16 protein-coding genes and 1 pseudogene are annotated in these 18649 nt (G+C 71.5%); 8 read left to right on the forward strand and 9 right to left on the reverse strand.

Translation table 11 applies throughout. The features are described 5' to 3' along the window. The 4 genes and pseudogenes from ACIPAE_RS13545 to ACIPAE_RS13560 form a co-directional block, all read left to right on the forward strand. Nucleotides 1–132, forward strand: a pseudogene (locus tag ACIPAE_RS13545) (ABC transporter ATP-binding protein); the annotation flags it as partial. Nucleotides 133–851: 719 nt separating this feature from the next. Then, a complete protein-coding gene (locus tag ACIPAE_RS13550) occupies nt 852–1319 on the forward strand; it encodes a MarR family transcriptional regulator (protein WP_366411000.1) in 468 nt (155 codons plus the stop codon). Beyond that, nucleotides 1316–2131: an NAD-dependent epimerase/dehydratase family protein gene (locus tag ACIPAE_RS13555; RefSeq protein WP_402445063.1), complete on the forward strand. Its 816-nt coding sequence runs from the start codon at nt 1316–1318 to the stop codon at nt 2129–2131. Before ACIPAE_RS13550 ends, ACIPAE_RS13555 begins: the two co-directional genes overlap by 4 nt. A 439-nt stretch (nt 2132–2570) precedes the next feature. Next, nucleotides 2571–2834, forward strand: a complete 264-nt coding sequence (locus ACIPAE_RS13560) for a hypothetical protein (RefSeq protein WP_402445065.1) — start codon at nt 2571–2573, stop codon at nt 2832–2834. Between the two features lie 63 nt (nt 2835–2897). Here ACIPAE_RS13560 and ACIPAE_RS13565 read toward each other — a convergent pair whose 3' ends face one another. Then, a complete protein-coding gene (locus tag ACIPAE_RS13565; RefSeq protein WP_402445066.1) occupies nt 2898–3257 on the reverse strand; it encodes a VOC family protein in 360 nt (119 codons plus the stop codon). A gap of 162 nt (nt 3258–3419) precedes the next feature. Beyond that, complete coding sequence (locus ACIPAE_RS13570) at nt 3420–4778, reverse strand: dicarboxylate/amino acid:cation symporter (protein ID WP_329369931.1); 1359 nt, start codon at nt 4776–4778, stop codon at nt 3420–3422. 637 nt (nt 4779–5415) lie between these two features. Between ACIPAE_RS13570 and ACIPAE_RS13575 the strand changes: the two genes are divergently transcribed. The 4 genes from ACIPAE_RS13575 to ACIPAE_RS13590 all read left to right on the forward strand — a co-directional run bounded on the left by ACIPAE_RS13575 (nt 5416) and on the right by ACIPAE_RS13590 (nt 9451). Continuing rightward, nucleotides 5416–6339 (forward strand): hypothetical protein, encoded by a 924-nt coding sequence (locus ACIPAE_RS13575; protein ID WP_329369933.1) that lies wholly within the window; start codon nt 5416–5418, stop codon nt 6337–6339. Beyond that, nucleotides 6336–7163, forward strand: a complete 828-nt coding sequence (locus ACIPAE_RS13580) for a collagen-like protein (RefSeq protein ID WP_402445069.1) — start codon at nt 6336–6338, stop codon at nt 7161–7163. The genes ACIPAE_RS13575 and ACIPAE_RS13580 overlap by 4 nt, the downstream gene beginning before the upstream one ends. A 136-nt stretch (nt 7164–7299) precedes the next feature. Then, a complete protein-coding gene (locus ACIPAE_RS13585) occupies nt 7300–7929 on the forward strand; it encodes an AAA family ATPase (RefSeq protein ID WP_402445071.1) in 630 nt (209 codons plus the stop codon). 124 nt (nt 7930–8053) lie between these two features. Further along, entirely contained in the window at nt 8054–9451 is a 1398-nt protein-coding gene (locus ACIPAE_RS13590) for an RICIN domain-containing protein (protein WP_402445073.1), read from the forward strand. 63 nt (nt 9452–9514) lie between these two features. Here ACIPAE_RS13590 and ACIPAE_RS13595 read toward each other — a convergent pair whose 3' ends face one another. The 7 genes from ACIPAE_RS13595 to ACIPAE_RS13625 all read right to left on the reverse strand — a co-directional run bounded on the left by ACIPAE_RS13595 (nt 9515) and on the right by ACIPAE_RS13625 (nt 18602). Next, nucleotides 9515–11464, reverse strand: coding sequence for a hypothetical protein (locus ACIPAE_RS13595; RefSeq protein ID WP_402445075.1), 1950 nt, complete (start codon nt 11462–11464; stop codon nt 9515–9517). Nucleotides 11465–11660: 196 nt separating this feature from the next. Then, nucleotides 11661–12938, reverse strand: coding sequence for a lactonase family protein (locus ACIPAE_RS13600; RefSeq protein WP_402445077.1), 1278 nt, complete (start codon nt 12936–12938; stop codon nt 11661–11663). Nucleotides 12939–13214: 276 nt separating this feature from the next. Then, complete coding sequence (locus ACIPAE_RS13605) at nt 13215–14075, reverse strand: ABC transporter permease (protein ID WP_329369944.1); 861 nt, start codon at nt 14073–14075, stop codon at nt 13215–13217. Between the two features lie 41 nt (nt 14076–14116). Then, entirely contained in the window at nt 14117–15241 is a 1125-nt protein-coding gene (locus ACIPAE_RS13610; protein WP_329369946.1) for an ABC transporter substrate-binding protein, read from the reverse strand. Nucleotides 15242–15252: 11 nt separating this feature from the next. After that, complete coding sequence (locus tag ACIPAE_RS13615) at nt 15253–16836, reverse strand: carboxylesterase family protein (RefSeq protein ID WP_329369948.1); 1584 nt, start codon at nt 16834–16836, stop codon at nt 15253–15255. A 143-nt stretch (nt 16837–16979) separates the two neighbouring features. Next, nucleotides 16980–17651 (reverse strand): GntR family transcriptional regulator, encoded by a 672-nt coding sequence (locus ACIPAE_RS13620; RefSeq protein WP_329369950.1) that lies wholly within the window; start codon nt 17649–17651, stop codon nt 16980–16982. A 90-nt stretch (nt 17652–17741) separates the two neighbouring features. Then, entirely contained in the window at nt 17742–18602 is an 861-nt protein-coding gene (locus ACIPAE_RS13625; RefSeq protein ID WP_366411011.1) for an amidohydrolase family protein, read from the reverse strand. Nucleotides 18603–18649 lie beyond the last annotated feature (47 nt).

Genomic DNA, 18649 nt, shown 5'->3' on the forward strand with positions numbered 1-18649 from the left:
CTGGTCAGTCACAGCAACGCGTCGATCCGGGACACCTGTGAGCGGGTGATCTGGTTGGAGCACGGGGTGATGCTGATGGACGGTCCGACCGAGGATGTGCTGACCGCCTACGAGGCCAAGACCGGCAAGTAGCGCCGCAACGCCGACGGGCCCACCCTCCCCCTGTCGGGAGAGCGGGCCCGCCGCCGCGTTCCGCGAAGATCCGCCGCCGCGGCTGCTAGGAGCTGTCCGGCTGATCATGTGCCTGGCTCACGCCTGGCTCGTCGGTCCAAGCATGGGGCGGGTTCAGCGTGGTGATCTGTCGGATGTCGAGTGGGAACGGCTGCGGCCGTTCCTGCCGGTGAGCAACGGTCGCTGCGGGCGGTGGCGGGTCGCGGCCGGCGCCCGCAAGGAGCCGCCACCCGCACAGCCCACCCCAAAGGGGGCGGAGCGACAGAACGCCAGGCCGAATCTGCGTGGCTGCGCCTCGTCGACCGGCTGGTGGAGGTGGTGCGGGAGGTGAGGGGCCGGGCCGCTCGCGGGGCGGCTTCACCAGCACGGTCCACCTGAGCGCCGACGGGCGTTGCCGCCCGCTGTCCCTGGTCATCACCGCAGGCCAGCGGGGGGATGGCCCCGAGTTCAAGCCGGTCCTGCCGCGAGTACCTGCGACATCGCGGCATCCCGCACACGATCGCGGAGAAGGTGGACAGCCGGGCCGGCCGTCTGCGCGAAGGCTCACGCGGCGGGTGGCCGACCGGCCGGCTTCGACGAGGACCGCCACAAGAAGCGCAACACGTCGAACGGGCACTGCTGGCACGCCGTCCGCCTCGTTCCGCTTGACATGTTGCTAGGCCCCTAACATTATTGGTTAGGTGCCTAGCAAAAATGAGCCTGATCAGCATGAATCAGCAGGCGCGTGGGCGAAGCGGTACCACCAGGCCAGCCAAGCGGTTCTGGAATCGATCCTGCGTCCCTACGGACTCGGACCGACCCAGTGGTACGTGCTCTACCAACTGGCTCACGATGGTCCGACCAGGCAGCGCGACCTCGTACGGGCGCTCCGTATAGAGCGCGCCACGATGACCGGCGTCGTTGCCGCCCTGGTCCGTAAAGGGCTCGTGGAACAGGTACCCGACCCCGTGGACCTGCGGCAGAAGACGCTGCGCCTCACCGAAGCGGGGGGCCAACTGTGGACACGGCTGCCCGACCCCATCGCCCGCATCCGCGCCGTCGCCTTCGACGGCGTGAGCGAGGAGGAGCAGGCGCAGGTCGCCCGCACTCTGCGTGCGGCCGCCGAACGACTCGCACACCATCTGAAGGAAGAGACACCCCTTTCATGACGATCCTCGTCACCGGTGCCACCGGATTGGTCGGCACCCGCCTCCTGCCCCGCCTCGTCGACGCCGGCGTCGACTGCCGCGCCCTCGTCCGTCCCGGCAAGTCCGCCCCCGACGGCGTCGCCCCTGTTGAGGGCGACATCCTCGACCCCGGCTCGCTCGATGGCGCGCTCGACGGCGTCACCGACGTCGTGCACCTGGCCGCCCTGTTCCGCACCCAGGACACGGACGCCATCCACCGCACCAACGTCGAGGGCACGCGCAACCTCATCGCAGCCACCAAGGCACAGGCTCCGCAAGCGCGCTTCACCATGGCCAGCACCGGCCTCGTCTACGGCTCCGGCCTGAACCGGCCCGCTCGCGAGGACGACCCCGCCACCGCCGACCTCCCCTACCCGGCCAGCAAGATCCTCGCCGAGGCCGACCTCAAGGCCAGCGGCCTCAACTGGAGCATCCTGCGTTTCGGCTTCGTCTACGGAGACAAGGACGGCCACCTCGAATCCGCCCCTGGCCTGATGGCCAACTGGAAGTGGCACCCCGCCCAGTCCCTCAGCCTCATCCACCACCGTGACATCGCCACCGCCGTCAAGCTCGCCCTCACCGGCGCGATCGACGGACACACCGTCAACGTCGTGGACGAGGCCCCCACCAGCATCTACGAAATCGCTCAGATCGTCGGTGCCCCCTACGAACCCTCCGCCGAACCGCTCAACGATCCCTGGATGGGCCGCGCCGACGGCACCCTCCTGCGCACCCTCGGCTTCACCGCCACCGTCCCCACCGTCTACCAGGCACAACGCCACGGCCTGCTGTGAGGAGACCAGTGTGCGGCCGTGGGCCCTGCCCAATGCCTCCCGCGCACGGCTCCACGATCTTCCATGCCAGTGCAACGGCCGTTGCGCGAGCCATCACCGTCACAGGTGGTACCCGTTCCGGAAGAGGGCCAGCCGAGAAGTCCGCATGATCGGCCGGACAGTTCCCAGACGGCAGGCCGCGCCGGCGACGGCTACTTGCGGGCGGTGATGCGCCCGGCGAGGTCGCGGACAGCGGAGGTGTCAGGGATGCCGGGAAGGCGGGCGGCGATGTTGGTCATGCCGTCGTTGATGCGAACGGACTGGACGCCGTCCCACAGGTGAGGAATTCATCCCAGGTGGCCAGGGTGGTTTCGGTATTGCCGCGCCTGAGCTGGACCTGCCGCAGGTCGGCGAGCACGATCGCCCGCGTCCTCTTGCGATCGAGGCCAAGGCCGAGTACTTGCTCGATGTATGGCAGCCATTCGACCGGGAGCAGCCGACCGGTTTCCCATCGGTAGACCTGCTGGCGGTCGAGGAAGCCGGCTTTTCCCCAGCGGGCTTCGGAAAGGCCGGCCGCGAGCTGCGCCCGGCCGAGGTCTTGGACCTGTATCTGGATGCGACGACCGCATGCGGGGGTGCGTGGACGTCCGGCGCACTACGGGCTGCCCTGCGTGCCTATGCGGCCGCCACCGGCCTGGAGAACCTGCACGGCCTGGACCGCTGACCGGCGGCGCCCGGCACCCTCGGAGGGCACCGGCACCGGCACCGGCACCGGGCGCCGCCGTGGTCACGCGCCGTCGAGGCCGACGACCGTGCCGAACGGATCGACGACCTGCGCGATACGCCGGCCGGGCTCGACGACCAGCGGACCGCGGTGGTGGGTGCAGCCGGCTTCGAGGAGCCGCGCCCGGGTCTCCCCGACGTCGGTCACCTGCCAGTAGACGACGGGGCTGCCACCGCGCGGGTTGCGTTCGTCGTCCGCTGGGTGGAATCCCAGCTCGACGCCGGCCACCTCGACCCAGGCGTAGACGGCGCCGCTGTCGGCGATGTCGAGCTTGACCGGGGCGTCGAGGACTTCACCCCACCAGCGGGCCGACGCCTCGGGGTCTTCCGCGAAGACCATCACGGTACGTACGCCTGCGAACACCGGTCACCTCCGAGCAGGTGCCATCCTACGAGCCACGGATGCTGCCTTGGACCGGATCACCGGCCCACGGTTGTCCAGAGGTGAACCGGGCCCGGAACATCCAGCGGCTCCTGGATCGGGCCCGGCCCGTCGACGTCGACCTGCCGTCGGACGAGGCGTGACCTAGACGGCCGCGGTGAGTTCGCGGTCCAGGGGCTGGTCCTGGTCCTGGTCGTGGCGGATGTCGTCGACCGGGGACGCGGTGGCCGAGTCGAACGCCTCGCGGTCGAGGATGCCCTCCTGCGCGGCGACGATGATCGGCGCCACGATCTGGCCCGCCACGTTCGTGGCGGTGCGCATCATGTCCAGGATCGGGTCGATCGCCAGCAGCAGGCCCACGCCTTCCAGCGGCAGGCCGAGCGTGGAGAGGGTCAGCGTCAGCATGATGGTCGCGCCGGTGAGGCCGGCCGTCGCCGCGGAGCCGACCACCGAGACGAACGCGATCAGCACGTAGTCCTGCACGCCGAGGTGCACGTCGAAGATCTGCGCCACGAAGATCGACGCGATCGCCGGGTAGATCGACGCGCAGCCGTCCATCTTGGTGGTCGAGCCGAACGGCACCGCGAAGGAGGTGTACGTCTTCGGCACGCCGAGCCGCTCCGCCGACTTCTGCGTCACCGGCAGGGTGCCCACCGAGGAGCGGGACACGAACGCCAGCTGGATCGCGGGCCAGGCGCCCTTGAAGAACTGCAGCGGGTTGACCTTGGCGACCGTCGCGAGCAGCAGCGGGTAGACGCCGAACAGGACCAGCGCGCAGCCCACGTACACGTCGGCGGTGAACGTCGCGTACTTGCCGATCAGGTCCCAGCCGTAGGAGGCGATGGCGTAGCCGATCAGGCCGACGGTGCCCAGGGGCGCGAGCCGGATGACCCACCACAGGGCGGTCTGCAGCAGTTCGAGGACGACCTCGCTCAGGGTCAGGACGGGCTTGGCCCGCTCGCCGACCTTCAGCACCGCGATGCCGGCGATCACCGCCATGAACACGATCTGCAGGACGTTCAGCTCGGTGAAGGGCGTGATGACGTCGGTCGGGATGATGCCGGTGAGGAAGTCGATCCAGGAGCCCGAGTGCTGCGGCAGCTTGCCGTCCTTGGCGGTGAGGCCGGTGCCGGAGCCGGGGTTGGTGATCAGGCCGATCGCGATGCCGATGGCGACCGCGATCAGCGACATGATCATGAACCAGAGCAGCGTCCTGGCGGCCAGCCGGGCCGCGTTGTTGACCTTGCGCAGGTTGGTGATCGACACCAGGATCGCGAAGAAGACCAGCGGTCCCACCGCGAGCTTCAGCAGCTGGATGAAGAGGCTGCCGATCTTGTCGAGCGTGGTGGTGAGCCAGCTGATGTCCTGGCCGCGGGCGAGCCAGCCGAGCAGGGCCCCGAGGACGAGGCCGGTGACTATCTGGGCCCAGAACGGGACCTTGGGCAGGGAACGGCTGCGGGGTCCGGCCGGACCGGTGCTGCCGGCGGCGGTGTTCGCGGACACGAACGCACTCCTGACATGGCGTGGGGATGGGGACGGAAGGGGCCGGCCGCCACGCGCGCGGGAGCGGGTGCCCGCCGGACCGCGGGCCGGCGCGCACGGGTGCGGCCGGGGCGGGGGAGGGCGAGGGGATGCGCTGCTGCGCGGGTGTGGCGCCGGGGAGGTTCAGGTGGTGCGGCGACAGACCGCGGACATGCAGCGGCAGAGATCGACGTGCAGACGCGACACGAGCGGAGTGCTCATGCCATGTTCAGGGTGCACGGATATCTTCACGCCCGACAGTTAACACGGTGGCTTTGGGACATTCAAAGCAGTTCTTGGGGTCCGCTTGACGGTACGCGGCAACGCCCTTACGCCTCGCGGTAGTTGGGTACGAGGGCGGCCGGGTGCTGTGAGCTGGATCACGCCAGGGCGCCGGCGGCGGGCGTCGCGGGCGGAACGGGTGGCGCGGGCGTCGCGGGCGTCGCGGGCGGCGTTGCGGCGGGCGGCGACGGGCATCGGCGCGGGCCGACCGTGGCGACATCGGAGTTACCCAGGGTAATCACGGCTGCCGCCGGGTGGCGGCGAGCGCCGCAGCATAGCGCCGGCGGCCCCGCCCGCAACCTCTGCGAGGTGCGGGTTGTCGTGCTGTACTGGCCAGATGAAGCGCAAGCTCAGGCAGGCCTTCACCGCGCACGGAGGACGGGCCGCCGGTACCGCGGACGCCCCCGCCGGGGGCGCCGCCGCCGACGCGCTGGTCGAACAGATGCGCCGCAGGGTCCGGCTCATGATCGAGATCACCGCGCGGGCGGGCGAGTACCGCAGGGGCCTGGTGAAGGCGGCCGGCCGGCTCAGCCCCGAGGAGGCGGTGATCCTCGACGACCTGGAGCAGCACGGCCTCCAGGTGCCGCAACTGCGCGACGTGCTGCGCGGCGGCCACGTGCTGGTCGACGACCCGGAACTGTACGAGAAGTGGCGGGCCGGCAAGGGCAACCACGCGCGGCTGTCCAGCCACCACCGCGACATCGACAAGAAGGTCTACCCCGACTTCGGGATGCGCGGCCACGTCGTCCGGGAGAAGCTGCACGGCCGTACCGTGAACGGCACCTGGGTGCAGCTGGAGAAGACCCCGGCCGCGTTCGGCGGCAGCAAGAAGCCCAGCCTGGACGACCTGCGGCACCTGATGGACTACGTCCAGTACCGCTTCACGGGCAGCAACGTCGGCCCCTGGGGCCTGTCGCGGATGACCGAGCGGCACCCGATGTACCTCTCGCCGGTGGTGGCCGTGCCCACCACGCTCACCCCGCCGGTCGCGCGGACGCTCACGCGGACCCTGCGCAGGATCGAGCAGAGCGACGACGTCACCGCCGTGTCGAAGGAGCTGGCGGCCCACTTCCCGCCGCCGGACCGGCCGGACCTCAGCGGCGAGCTGGGCCAGGCGCTGACCGGCCGGGGCGGGCGCGGGCTGTTCGGCAACTCCGAGGTGTGGGTCACCCAGGCGCCGTCGCGGGACGCGGCCCGGGTGCTCCGCGAGACGCACGAGCCGCCCGCGCGGAGCACGTGGCGGACAGGAGGGCCCTCATGAGCGACGACCGCGACGACCTCCCGCCCACCGGCCCCCCGAACCCGGCCGGGGAACCGGACCCGGCCGGCGACCCGGGCGCCCCCGGCGACCCGAGCGCCCCGGCCTCGCCCGGACCCGGCGAGGCGTCCGTCCCGTCCGGCCTGGTGTCGGCCGTGGTGAGCCTGGTGAACACCGGGCCGGTGCTGCTCGGTGCGTACACGATCGCCGAACTGACCGCCGTGGACGCGGTCGTGGACTTCCTGGAGGCCCGGCCCTCGGACGACGAACTGGCCGAGGCCGTCCGCTCCCTGGCCGCGCGCGAACTGCTGCTGGCAGGTGACGGCGAGCGGGTCCAGGTCCGCGGGGACCTGGGCATCGCGGTGGCGTTCCAGCAGCGGGCCCGCCGGGTGCTCGACGCCCGTACGACCGGCACCGTCGTGGGGGAGCCGTGGCGCATCCTGCTGCTCCCGCAGCCCGAGCGGATCTGCCTGATGGTGCGGATCGACGCGCTCGGCGTGCACCAGATCGGGCTCTACAAGCTCGAAGAGGCGGTGCGCATCCTCGTGGACTGGCTGCCCCGCGGGCAGTCGGCCGAGCCCGATCCGGACCTCGGCGCCGACGACCTGCTCGCCGGGGCGGAGCGGGCCGCGCTGCTCACGCTCGTGGAGTACACCGCCGAGGGGTCCGCCGAGATCGCGGGCGCCAGCACCGACCTGGTGCTCGCCCGCAAGGGCGGCCGGCTGCACCTCCTGACCCGGGACCCGGCGCACGACGACAAGCTGGAGCCGAAGCCGGTGTCGGGCAAGGACGAGATCCGCGACCGCCTCGTCAGCCTGCTGACCTGAGCGGACCCCGCCACCCGAGCGGACCCCACCCGATCCGGCCCGCCCGATCCGAGCCGGCCCGGCCCGTTTCGGCCCGCCCGCCCCGTCTGCTATCCCTGAGCGGGTGCCCACACCTCCCACACCTCCCACGCCTCCCGTGCCCGCGCCGCCCCCTGCCCCCGCGCCGCCTCCCGCCGCCCTCCCGACGCTGATCGTCGTCAGCGGTCCGCCCGGAGCCGGCAAGACCACGCTCGCGCACGCGATCGCCCGCGCGGTGGGGTGCCCGGCCGTCTGCCGCGACGAGATCAAGGAAGGCATGGTGCACGCCACCCCCGGTCATGTGCCCGGCCCGGCGGACGAGTTGAACACGCGCACGCTGCCGGCGTTCTTCGGCGTGCTCGAACTGCTGCTGCGGGCCGGGGTGACGACCGTCGCGGAGGCGGCGTACCAGGACCGTCTGTGGCGGCCCGGCCTGACGCCGCTGCTGACGACGGCCGACGTCCGCGTGGTCCACTGCACGGTCCGCGCGGACGTGGCGCTGGAGCGCACCCGCCTGCGGCTCGCGGCGAATCCGGTACGGCGCGCCCACGAGAGCGGCCCGCCGCAGGACCCGGCGGCGCACGCGGTCCGGCACGACGCGTTCGACCGGGTCGCCCTGGACGTGCCCTGGATCGAGGTGGACACCACGGACGGATACGCGCCCGGGCTCGACGAGATCGTGGCCTTCGCGGGCGGCCTGCGCCGGTCGGGTTCCGGGGAGCCTTCCACCCCGCGTTCCCCCACGTGACAAGGCCGGTGGAGCCGGAGGGAGTTGCCGGGCGGACGGAAGGGCAACGTCTTCGCCCCCGCGACTGCGGATTACTGCCCATGGGGCCGCTGACGAGGGGGCCGGCTGATCCTAGGGTGGACAAGTGAGCCTTTGGACCTCTTTGGAACCCGCGTCGGCGACCGTCGATCCCGGCGGGAGCACCACCGTACGACTGCGGGTGCGCAACACCGGCGACGTGGTGGACGAGTACCGTTTCGAGCCCGTCGGGAGCATCGCCCCCTGGGTCCAGGTGGAACCGCAGGTGCTGCGGCTCTACCCGGGCACCACGGACTCGATCCTGCTGACCTTCACGCCGCCGCGCACCCCGGACGCCACGGCGGGCCCGAACCCGTACGCGATCCGGGTCGTCCCCACCGAGAGCCCCGAGGCCACCACGGTTCCCGAAGGCAACCTCACCATCACGCCGTTCACCGAGGTCCGCGCCGAGATCGTGCCGCCGACCGTGAAGGGCCGCTTCCGCGGCAGGCCCAAACTCGCGGTCGACAACATCGGCAACACCAAGCTCACCGCCTCGATCAGGGGCACCGACAACGGCGACCAGCTCGCGTACGACATCCACCCGGCCAACGTCCAGATCGAGCCGGGGCGGGCGGTGTTCGTGAAGGCGACGCTCAGGCCGCGGCAGATGATCTGGTTCGGCTCCAGCCAGCAACGCCCGTACACGCTGGACGTGTCGCGGTCCGGGGCGACGCCGCTCAGCGTCGACGGGAGGTACGTGCAGCGCGGCTTCCTGCCGCGCTGGATCGCCGCCGCCTTCTGCGCGCTGCTCGGTCTCGCGGTCGCCTTCACGATGATCTGGCTGACCCACAAGCCCGCGGTCGGCTCGCTCGCGACGGCGAAGGTCAACCCGGCCGGCTTCGCCACGCTGACCCCCTCGCCGCCGGCGCCCACCACCCCGGTCACCACGCCGCCCACCTCCCAGGCCCCGACGACCAGCCCGCCCGCGGGCGGCGGCGGGGGCGGCGGCGCCCCGGCCAAGAAGAAGCCGAAGAGTCCGGTGCCGGCCACCAGGGTGCTGCTGCGGAACACCACCACCAACAAATGCGCCGACATCCCCGGCGCCGACAACGGCCAGTCCGGCGGCCCGGTCAACGAGTTCACCTGCATCGGCGACGACACGGACAACCAGCTGTGGGACCTGGAGGTGCGGTACCCCTCGCTCGGTCCCGGCGGCACCCAGCTGTTCCAGATCCGCAACGACAAGGACCGGCTCTGCATGGACCTGCCGAACCTCGGTGCGGAGCCGATCACCACCCCCATCTCCGAGTACGCCTGCAACGGCACCACCGCCGACAACCAGCTGTGGTGGATCGACAAGCAGCCCGACGGCGCGTACTGGATTCGCAACTACGCCAGCGACAACAAGTGCCTTGACGTGTCCGGCGACAGCACCGGCGGCGACAACACCAAGCTGACCCTCTTCAACTGCACCGACACCGACGACCAGGAGTGGCAGGTCGTGCACCCGAACACGGACTGATCCGCGTCCGGCGACCGGCCCGCTCCTGGCCGCCGGTTCACCGGTTCGTTCGCCGGTCCCGGGTCAGCCGCGGCAGGCCGGGCGGTGCGCGTGGCCGCCGCCGGTGAGAACCGCCTGCGGGAGGTAGAGCGGCATCGAGTCCTCCCACTGGCTGTCGGTCAGCATCGTCTTGCCGGAGCCGTCGGCGTTCATGACCATGACCATGCCGTACGGCTGGAAGGTGTTGTCGTACAGCGCGGCCTCCTCCCGGAAGCCGTACATCCCGGTGTTGTAGAGGATGCGTCCGTCGGCGTTCCAGACCGCGTGGCCGTCGTTGGCGCCGCTGCTGGTGAGGACTTTCAGGCCGGTGCCGTCGGGCTTGACGGTGCAGACGTCGAAGTTGGTCGGCGCGGTCTTGCGGGTGAACAGGATGAGGCTGCCGTCGGGGGACCAGTCGGGCAGGTTGTCGGACCCGGTGGTGAGGACAGTGGTCGTCATGGTGGTGAGGTCCAGGACGCGCAGGCCGTTCTGCGCGCCCCACACCCGGTAGACGAGTCTGGTCCCGTCGGCCGAGTAGCTCGGGAAGCCGGAGTTGGTGGAGTTGTCGGTGAGGGCTTCCGCGCCCGTGCCGTCGCTGCGGACCCGCCAGATCGCGGCCGTCATGACGGCGCGCTCCTGGAACCAGCCGCCCAGGCCGAACGCGATCCACCCGCCGTCCGGTGACCAGGTCGGCCGGAACGCGCCGGCCAGACCCTCGGCGACCAGCGTCTGGTCCAGGCCCGAGGTGGTGGTGTCGAAGACCACCTTCTGGTCGCTGCCGTCCGGGTTCATGGTGACGACGTCGGACATGGCCGCGCCGAGCTGCTTCTGGGTGATCGCCAGCCTGCCCTGGAGCGACAGGGCCGGGAAGACGTCGCAGAAGCGGTAGTCCCAGTCCGCGTCCCAGCTGTAGAGGGCTGCGTCGAGCGGCCGGACGGTGAAGTCCTGCTTCTCGTAGACCACCGACTTGCCGTCCGGCGACCAGCACGGCGAACGCACCCCGGCGCGGGTGAGATCGGGGATCGAGCCGTTGACGTAGACCAGGCCCTCGTCCGCGCCGTTCTTGAGCAGGTAGCCGATCTCGGTGTTGGTGACGTACTGCGGCGAGACCTTCAGGTTGGCGCCGGAGGTGTGCTCGACGCGGTCGGTGCCGGTGGCGAAGTCGACCGAGACGATCTGCGACTCGGCGATCCCGATGTCCTCCGGGCGGTGGGCGTCCCAGGTGTTCTGCACGGTCATCTCGTAGTAGACGATCCGCTGCCCGTCCGGGGACCACTTGGGCGAGCCCAGGCAGTATCCCGGCTTGGTCGCGAGCTGCCGGAAGCCGGTGCCGTCGGGCTTGATGACGTAGATGCTCAGTTCCTGGGTGTGCTCCCAGCCGTTGCCGTTGTCGTGGCCCGTCCACTGCGTGTTGCGGTCGCTGGAGAACGCGATCCACTGGCCGTCGGGCGACCAGACCGGGCGGAAGTGCCCGTCGGGGCTGCTGGGGTCACCGGCCAGCGCGGCGGTTCCGCTGAGGTTGGTGAGCGCGCCGGTCTTGGTGTCCATCAGCCAGATCTGCGACAGGTGGTCCGCGGAGCGGGTGGACGAGAAGGCCAGGGTGCGCTTGTCCGGCGACAGGGTGGCGCTGTCGTACACCGCCGGACCGCCGATCACCGAGGTGACGCCGACGCCCTGGCCCGAGCCGTTGAGGCTCGCCGAGTAGATGTTCGCGTTGCCGTCCCCGGACCGCTCCGAGGTGAAGTGGATCGTCTTGCCGTCGGGCGAGTAGTTGGCGTGCCGGTCGAACGCCGCGTCGGTGGCCGACAGCAGCCGGCGCTCGTTGGAGCCGTCGGCGTTCGCGATGTACAGGGTCGACTTCGACGGCGCGATGCGGTTCATCAGCATCACGCCCTTCTTGCCGTCGGCGGCGGCGGCCACGGCGAAGGAGGGGGTGGGCAGCAGTGCGGCGCCGGCGGTGGCCGCGCCGGCCACCAGGAACGCTCGGCGCCCCATACCCGTCTTTCCAGATCCCATCTGAGTCCCAGCTCTCATCGATTGAACGATCGGATGGTGGACGTTGACCCTCGGCGGGCGAGGGCAGGTGGTGCGATCGGTGTGCATCCGTGCATCCGTGCATCCGTGCATCCGTGCGTCCGTGCGTCCGTGCGATCCGTGTGTCCGCGCGATCCGCACGCGAGGTGCGGACAGGTCAGCGGCGGAAGAACGTGACGGAGTCCGGGTTGGGCACCGCGAGGGACATGCCGGTGTCCGTGAGCTTCCCGGAGCGCCGGTCGACGCCGAACACGTTGACGGTGTTGCTCGCCTCGTTGGCGACCAGCAGCCACCGCCCGCTCGGGTGGAGGGTGAAGCCCCAGGGCGTGGTGCCCCCGCAGGGGACGCTCTGGAGGGTGCTGAGCAGGTCGGTGCGCGGGTCGACCGCGAAGACCGTCAGGGAGTTCTCGCCCCGGTTGCCGGCGTAGACGAAGCGGCCGTCGCCGCTGATCGCCAGGTCCGAGGCGCTCTTGGTGCCGGTGACGTCGGGTCCGTCCAGCGCGAGCGTCTGACGGTGCGTCAATTCGCCTTGGTGCGGGTCCCATCGGAGGGTCTGGAGGTCCGAGCTGAGCTCGCTCAGCAGGTAGACGGTGCGGCCGTCGGGGTGGAAGGCGACCCGGCGCGGGCCGGAGCCGGGCGCCGTCGGGTAGGCGTACGGGCCGGCCGGGCCGCCGGCGGACAGGGTGCGGGTCGCCCGGTCGAAGCGGTAGACGAAGACGCGGTCGGCGCCGAAGTCCGCGACCAGGGCGAACCTGCCGCTCGGATCGACCTCCGCGTGGTGCGGGTGCGGGCCTGCCTGCCGCGGGTTGGGGCCGGAGCCGGTGTCCTGTGCGAGCGAGGCGGGCGGGGCCAGCTCGCCGGTCCGGGAGATCGGCACGGCGGCGGTGAAGCCGTCCTCGAAGTTCGTGGCCAGCAGGGTGTTCGACGGCTGGTCGATGCCGATGTACGACACCCCGCCGCCGTTCAGGCCGGTGCCGCCGGTGGACAGCTCCCCGGTCTTCGCCAGGGCGCCGGTCGCCGGGTCGATCCGGAAGGTGTCGACGACCCCGCCGACCGCCATCGTGGCGACGTACAGGAGAGGCAGCGTCGGGTGCGTGACCGCCCAGTCGGCGTTCGCCTCGCCCACCGGCCCGATCGGCGTCAGGTCGCCGCGGTCGGGGTCGAACCAGGCCCCGTGGATCTGGGTGCCCTTCCAGGTGTTGATGTACACGAGTTCCCGCGCGGTGCTCCTCGGTGCCGCCGTGCGCCTGGCCGGTGCCGCGGCGGTGGCGGGCGCGGCGCCGAGCAGCGGTACGGCCGCGGCGGCGGTGGCCGCCATCGAGCCCAGGAGGAGCCGGCGGGAAGGGTGCGGGGCGCCTCCGGCGGAAGCGCCGCGGGAGCCGCTGACCGGTGCGTCCGGGGGGCGCCCGGTCGGAGTGGGTCTGGAATCAGGCATGGCGAGAGTGCTCCTTCGCATCTCGGAGGGACGAGGCGGCGATCCACGCCGCGGGGTGAGGAGGGGCGGGGAGGGGCGGGGAGGGGTGGGGGGAGCGGAAGCGGGCGGGCCGGGGCGACGGACGCGGTCCGGACGGGGGAGTGCGGGGCGTGCGGGGAGTGCGGAGCGTGCGGGGCGGCGTCCCGGGCGTCGGCCGCGGTGCGCGGGGGTGGTGCGCGTGGGCCGGAAGGCGTGGGCCGGAAAGGCGTGCTGCCGGGGTACGGAGCGGGGCGGCGCCTACGGACGCGGGCCCGACGGGCGGCGGGTGGCCAGGCCGAGCCGCTTGAGGGCGTACTTGTCGAGCTGGGTCAGGATGCCGTTGAGGATCAGCGTGATCGCCATCAGGACGATCAGCCCGGCGAACTCGGTCGCCGCGTCCAGGTTCATCGCGGAGGTGAACAGCTCGTGGCCGACGCCTTCGGAGGAGGCGATGAACTCCCCGCCGATGACCCCGAGGATGGCCAGCGGACCGCCGGTCTTGAGCGCGGCGAAGAAGGGCGCGGCCAGCGTGGGGACGGTGACGTAGCTGAGCACGTGGTGCTTGCGGCCGCCCATCACCTGGATGATCTCCACGAGTTCGCGTTCGCGCAGCCGCAGGCCCAGGTAGAGGTTGTAGAAGACCACGAAGGCCACTCCGGTGGCGGCGATGTAGATCTTCGACCAGGAACCGATCCCGAAGAACAGCACGAACAGCGGGGCCAGCGCGATCTTGGGGACGCCGTTGACCGCCGCGACCAGGGGCTCCATCACCCGCCCGGCGAGCGGGAAGGAGCCCAGCACCAGGCCCATCACGGTGCCGATCGCCACTCCGATGCCGAAGCCGACCACCACCTCGAACGAGGTCGTCTTGATGTCGGTCCACCCCTGCGCCGAGCCGAGCAGGTGGTGCAGGGCCGTCCACACGTCGGTCGGTTTGCTCACCGCGTACTCCGGGATCACCGGGCCGCTCATCACCTGCCACAGGACCAGGCAGAGCGCGATCACGGCGAGGCGCAGCACCACCACCAGGGCGGTGCCCCGCCACCGGCTGCCGTGCTTCGCGGGGGCCGCCGGGACCTTGGCCTCGGTCTTCTTCACGATGTTGTCGGTTGCCGTCATCACCGTCTGCTCCTTCCTCTCTCAGCAGGTGCCGGGTCGGGTCACTTGAGGTACTTGTTGGTCCAGTCGTCGGAGCTGACCTGGGCCTGCTTGGTCAGCGCTCCCAGCGAGTTGATGAACGCCAGGGTCTTGGTCCACTCCCCGTCCGTCATCTCGCCGCTCTTCGGCCACTCGACCTGCGGCAGGGCGGTCTTGATCACGGCCGCCGGCACGCCGGGCAGGGCCTTCTGCGCCACGGTCTGCACCGTGGCCGAGTCGAGGTGGGCGTTCATGTACGCCGTCGCCTGCTGCACCGCGGTGGCGACCTTCCCGGCGATGTCGGCGTGCTGGGAGAGGTAGCTGTTGCGGCCGACCACGAACTGGCCGTAGCCGGCCTGCGCGGAGGACCAGGCCGGCACCTTGATCGAGTCGGCCACCACGACGCCGTCGCCGGAGTCCTGGATCTCCAGCGGGGACGGCTGGGAGGTGACGAACCAGTCGATCTGGTTGCTCTTCAAGGCGGCCTTGTCGGCGGCCGGGCTGGGCAGCGACACCCACTTCACCTTGCCGGCGTCGACGCCGTACGCCTTGAGGTAGACGCTCGCCTCGCCCTTGGTGTTGGCCGAACTGGAGCCGCCGGTGGAGCCGTCCAGGGCCTTGGCGACCTGGGCGGCGGGGGTGTCGGCGGTCAGGCCGTGCGCCTTGGCGAACTTGGTGCTGACGATCAGGCCGAGCGGGTTGCCGCCGCCGTCCGCGGCGATCGCGGTCTCCGGGATCTTCTTGCCGACGGCGGACAGGAAGTCGGTGGGGCTGTCGTTGAGGAACTGCACGGAGCCCGACTCCAGCGCGGAGGCGCCGGTGGACGCGGTCAGCGTCACGTACTTGACCTTGATGCCCTGCTTGCTGAAGTAGCCGTTGGCCTCCGCGAGCTTGATCGGCACGTCGAAGATGTTGCCGGCGATGCCGATGGTGACGGTGGTGGTGCCGTCGGCGTTCTTGGAGGTGCCGCCGCCTCCGCACGCGGTCAGCGCCACGCAGCCGAGCGCTATCGCGGTCACCGCCGCGAACGTCCGGGTCCCGGGGGCGTGTGGTCTGCCGCCGCGCCCGCCGGACGTGCCGGCCGGTGTGGCCGGGGCGCCGGTGCCGGCCGCAGCGGTCGCGCCGTCGTGCTGGTCGAGGTGTGCCATGAGATCTCCTGTCACCATGCCTGTCGGGTCTGGAAGTAGCGCTTCCAGAAGTCGAGCCGGACCTGGTCGGCCACCGGGATCGGCCCGAAGCGGCCGCCGATCTCCATCACGGTCGGCGAGCCGGCCGCGTACACCGGCCAGTGCGGCAGGCCGGGGCCGTTGGGATCGCCGGTGGCGGCGAAGTTGGCCCAGTACGCGGAGACCGTCGCCGAGACGGCTCGGTCCTCGTCGGTCCAGGGGGCGGCGCCGGGGTCGAGGTTGCCGAAGACGAACTCGATCTCGGCGCCGTGCGAGGCGCGCCGGGGCGACTGCCCCTGCGCGGGGGAGGGGTGCGTCCAGAAGTACGTGTACGCGGGGCGGGTGGCGTGTTCGGTCCACTGGGTGCCCCACAGGTACGTGGAGACGCGGGAGTTGTCGCGTACCGCGGCGTTGGCGGCGCGCGCGGCCTCGTCGTCGGTGCCGGCCGGGTACAGCCGCAGGAACTCCTCGGCGAGCGGGCCGAACTTCCGCCCGGCGTGGGCGAGATACCCGTCGAGCGTGACGTGCACCGGCGGCGCGCCCGGCCGTACCGCCGCCGTCCCCCGCGCCCGGTGCTCGGCGAACGTGGACTCGGGGACCGCCCCGCCCTCGTCCAGGTTGTTCCCGGCCAGGTAGCAGACGTCGTTCTGCCGGCCCTTGGCGTAAGTGTCCTCGTAGCCGTACGGGAGCACCCACCCGTCGAGCACCGGGCGGAACAGCGGCGGCTTGGCCGGGCCGGCGGTGTCGACGCCGCGGTCGAAGGCCGGCCGCCCGTCGATCAGCTTCTGCCAGGGCAGCGCGCGCAGTTCGGCCGGCGACCGCGCGCCGTGCTCCCGGGCGAAGCGGACGCCGTCCTGCTCGGCGTCGGCCAGCACGCGGTAGGAGGTGGCCAGGTAGCCCAGTTCGGGGTCCCGGGAGTAGCGGGCGTGGCTCTGCGCGATGGCCCGGTGGAACAGCCCCTCGGCGAGCGGCGACATGGCCAGGAAGTTCACCGACCCGGCGCCCGCCGACTGGCCGGCGACCGTGACCCGGTCCGGGTCCCCGCCGAAGCCGGCGATGTTGGCACGCACCCAGCGCAGCACCGCGATGCTGTCGAGCAGCCCGTAGTTGCCGGAGGCGCCGTGCCCGGACTCCTCGCTCAGTTCGGGGGTGGCCAGGAAACCGAAGGCGCCCAGCCGGTAGTTGAAGGTCACCACGACCAGGCCGAGCCGGGCCAGGGCCTCACCGTCGAAGCGGGCGTTCGCCCCGGTGCCGCCCCGGAAGCCGCCGCCGTAGATCCAGACCAGCACCGGCCGCGGGGTGCCGGTGGCGGCCATGCCCTGCGTCCAGACGTTGAGGTGGAGGCAGTCCTCGCTCATGGGCAGTTCGACGCCGGCGGTGGCCGCGTCGTGCGGCGCCTGCGGGCACATCGGGCCGAAGCGGCCGGCCCTGCGCACGCCGGACCACGGGGCCGGCGGCTGGGGCGGTCGCCAGCGCAGGTCGCCGACCGGAGGCGCGGCGTAGGGGATACCGCGGAAGACGGTGACCGTGCGGTCTCGCCCCGATATGCCTTCTACCAGGCCCGATTCGGTTGCCACTGGATGCTGCATGGAGTCACTTCCGGTCGGTGGAGCCGACGATTCATCCGTTGCTTCGCCGGTGGGGCGCGGTGCGCGGGCCCGGCGGATGGCGGACGGCGGGCGGCGGACGAGGGGGTGCGGGGCGCACGGTGGCGGGCCCGCTATCCGAGGACCAGCGCGTGCCGGGCGCTGGCGACGTGGTGCCGCATCGCGGCGGTGGCCGCCTCGGGGTTGCGGGTGACGATGGCGAGCAGGATGGCCTGGTGTTCGTCGAACGACCCCGACCGCGGGTGGTGCGCGGAGATGTTCCGGTACTGGCGCATCACCAGCGGGTACAGCAGGGTGTCGTACGCCCGGGCCAGCGTCGTCTGGTGGGCGGCCGCCTTCACCTGCTGGTGGAATCGGCGGTTGCCCTGCGAATACGCCGCCTGGTCGTCGCGCGACTGCGCGTCGGCCATTTCCTCCAGCGTGCGGCGCAATTCGCGGATCTCGTCCTCCGTGGCCCGTTCCGCCGCCTTGCCGGCCAGCGCGGATTCGAGGGTCTCGCGCGCTTCCAGAATGTCCTTCGCCTCTTCCGGCGAGAAGCTCCTGGTGCGCACGCCGCGATTGACCTCGCTGGTGACGTAGCCCTCCTGCGTCAGCCGGACCAGGACCGAGCGCATGGTGCTGCGCGAGACGTTGAACATCCTGGTCAGGTCGGCTTCGGTGAGCCGGGTGTTCGGCTCGATGCTGCCCGACAGCAGGAGCGAGCGCAGTTCGTCGTACGCCTGGCTGTAGCGGGTGCCGGACGTCCTGGTCTCGCCGGTGGTGCCGTCGTTGTTGCTCTGGTCCATCGTGATCGCCTACGTGTCCTAGAAGGGAATGCGCAGCCCGTACCCGGTTCGGCGTTCGGCACGGCGGCGGGACGCGCCCCCGTGCCGCGGCTAGTTCCGGGCCGCGCCGAGTCCGGGGTAAAGGCGCCGTGCGGTGCCGGCGAAGATATTCTGCTGTGCCGGCTCGGGCAGTCCGGTCAGGACGTTCCGCGCGAGTGCGAGGAGTTCCGGCAGCGACTGCTCGGCGGCGGGGCAGTTCGATCCCCAGGCGATCCGTTCCGCGCCGAACGCGGCGAGTACCGGATCGAGAAAGTCGGCCGCCTCCTTTCCGGCGTCCCGCAGCCGTTCGAGGTTGCGGTGCGTGAGTTTCAGGAACAGGCCCGGGTTCGCGGCGAGTTCGGCCACCTCCTGGCCGGCCCGCGCGGGCGACGCGGCGATGTCGGGGTATCCCATGTGGTCCAGGAGCACCCGGACACCGGGGAACCGCTCCAGCACCTCGACCAGTTGCCGGGTGGCCGGCCCCAGCCGCATCTGGAGGCAGACGGTGATGCCGGCCTCCTCGGCGGTCCGCCAGAAGTCGTGGGTCTCCGGCGCCGCGAACCACTCGCCCTGCGTGGGCACGGTGCTGCCGCTGGTGAACAGCCGCACCCCGGCGAGGCCGTTGTCGCCGACCAGGTCCAGCAGCCGCGCGCCGGAGCCGGGCCGCAGCGGGTCGAAGGTGCCCACGGCGACGAACCGCTCCGGCCGGCGCCGGCGGCTGTCCAGCACGTAGGAGTTGTCGTACCCGTAGGCGGTGGTGGCCTGCACCAGGACGGCCTGGCCGATGCCCGCCTCGTCCATGCGGGCGGCCATGCCGTCCGCGGTGACCGGCCGGGACGCGGCCCATTCCGACTGCTTCCCGCCGATCGGCGCCCGCGGATAGCGCGCCAGGTCCTCGGAGATGATGTGGCAGTGTGTGTCGACGACGTCCACGGTGTTCCCTCGCTCCTTGTGCTGCGTGTCTGTCCTGCGTGAACCGC

Source organism: Streptomyces sp. NPDC087270 (assembly GCF_044744625.1).
GTDB lineage: Bacteria > Actinomycetota > Actinomycetes > Streptomycetales > Streptomycetaceae > Actinacidiphila.